Source organism: Devosia sp., from assembly GCF_034675085.1.
Classification (GTDB): Bacteria; Pseudomonadota; Alphaproteobacteria; order Rhizobiales; family Devosiaceae; genus Devosia.
This window is the reverse complement of sequence record NZ_JAUCDN010000332.1, coordinates 1-3,504: the sequence shown is the minus strand read 5'-3', so window position 1 is coordinate 3,504 and position 3,504 is coordinate 1. Positions and strand designations below refer to the sequence as shown.

General features: G+C 66.2%; 4 protein-coding genes. 2 read left to right on the top strand and 2 right to left on the bottom strand.

Going from position 1 to position 3,504, the window contains the following annotated elements:
- Positions 1 to 930 (top strand): MATE family efflux transporter (locus tag VDP82_RS15780; protein ID WP_323015782.1); only part of this gene is annotated, 930 nt, incomplete at its 5' end.
- Here the strand turns inward: VDP82_RS15780 and miaA are convergent.
- Positions 927 to 1,796 (bottom strand): tRNA (adenosine(37)-N6)-dimethylallyltransferase MiaA, encoded by an 870-nt coding sequence (gene miaA / locus VDP82_RS15775; RefSeq protein ID WP_323015781.1) that lies wholly within the window; start codon positions 1,794 to 1,796, stop codon positions 927 to 929. The genes VDP82_RS15780 and miaA overlap by 4 nt on opposite strands.
- 24 nt (positions 1,797 to 1,820) lie before the next feature.
- On the opposite strand from miaA, the gene serB reads away from it, so the two are divergent.
- On the top strand, positions 1,821 to 2,675 hold the full coding sequence (gene serB, locus VDP82_RS15770; RefSeq protein WP_323015780.1) for a phosphoserine phosphatase SerB: 855 nt from the start codon (positions 1,821 to 1,823) through the stop codon (positions 2,673 to 2,675).
- An 82-nt stretch (positions 2,676 to 2,757) separates the two neighbouring features.
- Here serB and VDP82_RS15765 read toward each other — a convergent pair.
- A partial coding sequence (locus VDP82_RS15765; protein WP_323015779.1) for a protease modulator HflC occupies positions 2,758 to 3,504 on the bottom strand: 747 nt, incomplete at its 5' end.

Here is a 3,504-nt window from a genome sequence, read left to right as displayed (position 1 = left end):
GGCATCATCGCCTTCCGCTCCATGCTCTCGGCCTATGACGCCACCCGCGCCATCCTGGTCATCACCGTCATCGGCGTCGTCTTCAACGCCGGGGTCGCCTATGTGCTGATCTTCGGCCATTTCGGCTTTCCCCGCATGGAGCTGCGCGGCGCCGCCACCGCCACGCTCATCACCAATTTCCTGATGTGCGCCATGATGGCGGGCTATGTCGTCACCCATCCCCGCCTGCGGCGCTTCCATGTCTTCCTGCGCTTTTTCAAGCCCGACTGGCCGCGCTTCCGCGAAATCTTCCGCATCGGTACTCCAATCGGACTGACCGTGGTGGCCGAAGTGAGCCTGTTCACCGCCGCGACCCTGCTGATGGGGCGGCTGGGCACCGACGAGGTGGCGGCCCACGCCGTGGCGCTGCAATGCTCCTCCATGGCCTTCATGGTGCCACTGGGGCTGGGCATTGCCGCCACGGTGCGCGTCGGGCGCGCCTATGGAAGGGGCGACAGCGAAGGCGTGCGCAAGGCGGGCTGGACCGCCTTTGCCCTCAGCACCGCCTTCATGACCCTGTCCTGCGTGCTTTTCCTCACGCTCGGCCCCTTCATCGTTACCCTGTTTCTCGATCCACACGTGCCGGCCAATGCCGATGCGCTGGGCCTGGCTGCCAGCTTCCTCATCGTCGCCGGCTTTTTCCAGCTCGCCGATGGCACCCAGGTCATCGCCGCCCATTCGCTGCGCGGCCTCAGCGACACCAAGACGCCCATGCTGATCGCCATTTTCGGCTATTGGGTCATCGGCCTGCCGGTGGCCTATCTGCTCGGTCTCGTCGTCGGCTGGCGCGGCATCGGCATCTGGATCGGCCTTGCGGCGGGCCTGTCCTCGGTGGCGGTGGTGTTGCTCGCCCGTTTCGCCCTGCGCGAGCGGCTGGGCCTCATCCGCTAAACCCGAGGCCAGTCCGCAAAACGGTTGCGGAACCAGGTGCGTTGCCGCTTGGCATATTGCCTTGTGGCGATAACGGCTCGGGCGACAGCCTCGTCCGCCCCGATTACACCGGCGAGGAAATCCCGGATCTCGGGCACGCCGATGGCCTTCATCGCCGGCAGACTGACGTCAAGTTGCTGCGCCAGCAGCGCCTCGACCTCCCCGACCGCCCCTTCTTCGAACATGGTTTGGAAACGCCGCGCGATGCGCTCGCGCAGCACATCGCGCGCCGGGTCGAGCACCATGCGTTCGATAGAAAAATCGGCGAGCAAGCCCGTTTGCGGCGCATCCTGAAAGCTCGACAGCATCCGCCCGGTGGCGCGCTTCACCGCCAGGGCGCGAATAAGCCGCTGCGGATCGGCGACCTTGAGGCGTGCGGCCGCCACGGGGTCTTCCCGCGCCAAAAGCGCCAGCCGCCTGGCGCCATCCAGCGCCGCGACCTCCTCCTGGACTGCCAGCGTCACCGCCGCAGGAATTTCGGGCACATCGGCAAAGCCATTGAGCAGCGCGTCGAAATAAAGCCCGGTGCCGCCGGCAAAGATCAGCGGCCCCTCCGAATTCTCGGCGATGACGCCGCGCACGGCTTCCAGCCACTGGCCGGTCGAAAACCGCCGCGCGGCCGGCACGGCACCATAAAGCCTGTGGGGAGCCAGCGCTATGTCCGCCGCGTCGGGCCGGGCCGTCACCACGGCCAATGTGTCATAGACCTGCATGGCGTCGGTATTGACGATGATGCCGCCCGTTTCCCGCGCCATGGCAAGCGCCAGCGCCGACTTGCCGCTGGCAGTCGGACCCGCTATCAGAACGGCGCGCCTGCGGCTCCTCATTCCTCACTCCACAAAGAAGACCTCATGCCGGTTCTCTGCCTCATTGCCAATCCCGCCGATTCCGAACTCGACCCGGCGCTGGCCGCCGCGGTCATCAACGAAACCGGCGGCGAGCTCAACTGGCTCAACCACGCCATTGCCTGCGAGATCATCGAGCCGAAGTCAACCGATGCGCTGGCTCTGGCCCGCGAGGTCATCGGCGCGCGCAAGGTCGACGCAGCGCTGGTGCCGAACGAGAACCGCCGCAAGCAGATCCTCATCGCCGACATGGATTCCACCATGATCAATGAGGAATGCATCGACGAGCTGGCCGACGCGCTGGGCATCAAGGCCCAGGTGGCCGATATCACCGACCGCGCCATGCGCGGCGAGCTTGACTTCGCTGCTGCGCTGGACACCCGTGTCGCCCTGCTCAAGGGGCTGGAGCGCAAGGTGATCGAGGAGATTCGCCGTGAGCGCATCACCCTGGCCCCGGGCGGGCGAGCGCTGGTGCACACCATGCGCGAATACGGCGCTTATACCGCGCTGGTTTCAGGCGGTTTCACCTATTTCGCCGACTTTTTCGCCAAACGCATCGGCTTCCAAGAAGCGGTGGCCAATGTGCTGGAATTCGATGGCGAACGCCTGAGCGGAACGGTGGCCAAGCCCATCGTCGACAAGAACACCAAGCGCGAAAGGCTGCTCGCCCTCGCCGCCGAGCGCCACCTGCCGCTGAGCCAGACCCTGGCCGTGGGCGACGGCGCCAATGATCTCGACATGATCCGCATCGCCGGCTTCGGGGTGGCGCTGCACGCCAAGCCCGCTGTCGCCGCCGAGGCAGGCATCCGTATCGACCATGGCGATCTTACCGCCCTGCTCTATCTGCAAGGCTACAGCTAAGAAGAATTCGTCCGCTGACCCCCCCAAAAAAAGAAAAAGCCGGCGCTGAGCGCCGGCTTTTTTTGTATGGGATACATTCCCCTTACTGCGCCGCCGGTTGCTCGGCGGGCTCGGGCACCTCGGTGCCCACGGTGGGGCTGAGTTCCGAGCCGTCATCGAGCGGCAGGCGAGGCACAGTGGTTTCCTCGATGCCGAGCCCATCCAGGGCCGGCTCGCTGCTCTGGGTCGGGGTGATCGGCGCCGCGGTGGGCTGGATCGGCGGGGCCAGATTGGTGCTGGCGGCCGGGATCGAGCCGTTGGAGCCGAAATAGCGGAAGAATTCGCTATCGGGCGAGAGCACCATTGTCGTGCCGGTGCCGGCCAGCGCCGAGCGATAGGACTGCATCGAGCGGTAGAACTCGAAGAACTCCTGATCCTGCCCATAGGCGGCGGCAAAGAGCCGGTTGCGCTCGGCATCGCCCGTACCGCGAATGATTTCCGCGTCGCGGGTGGCTGCCGCCACGATTTCCACCGCCTGGCGATCGGCGATGGCGCGCAGGCTCTGCGCCTGCTCCTGGCCACGGGCGCGCAACAGAGCGGCTTCGGCAAGGCGCTCGGCACGCATCCGCTCGAAAGTGGTGGCCGACACGTCCGCTTCGAGGTCCGTACGCAGAATGCGCACATCCACAACGTCGATGCCGATATTGGCCAGGTCGGGACGGATGAGATCGCGCGTCTCGGCCATCATCTGGCCGCGCTGGTCGGAGAGGGCGGCGTTGAATTCACGCAAGCCGTAGACCTGGCGCAGCGCCGCATCGAGGCTGGCCCCGATCCGCGCCCCGGCCACCGA

Coding starts and splice junctions, on each gene's coding strand:
- miaA (WP_323015781.1), bottom strand. CDS start 1,796: ATGAGGAGCCGCAGGCGCGCCGTTCTGATAGCGGGTCCGACTGCCAGC.
- serB (WP_323015780.1), top strand. CDS start 1,821: ATGCCGGTTCTCTGCCTCATTGCCAATCCCGCCGATTCCGAACTCGAC.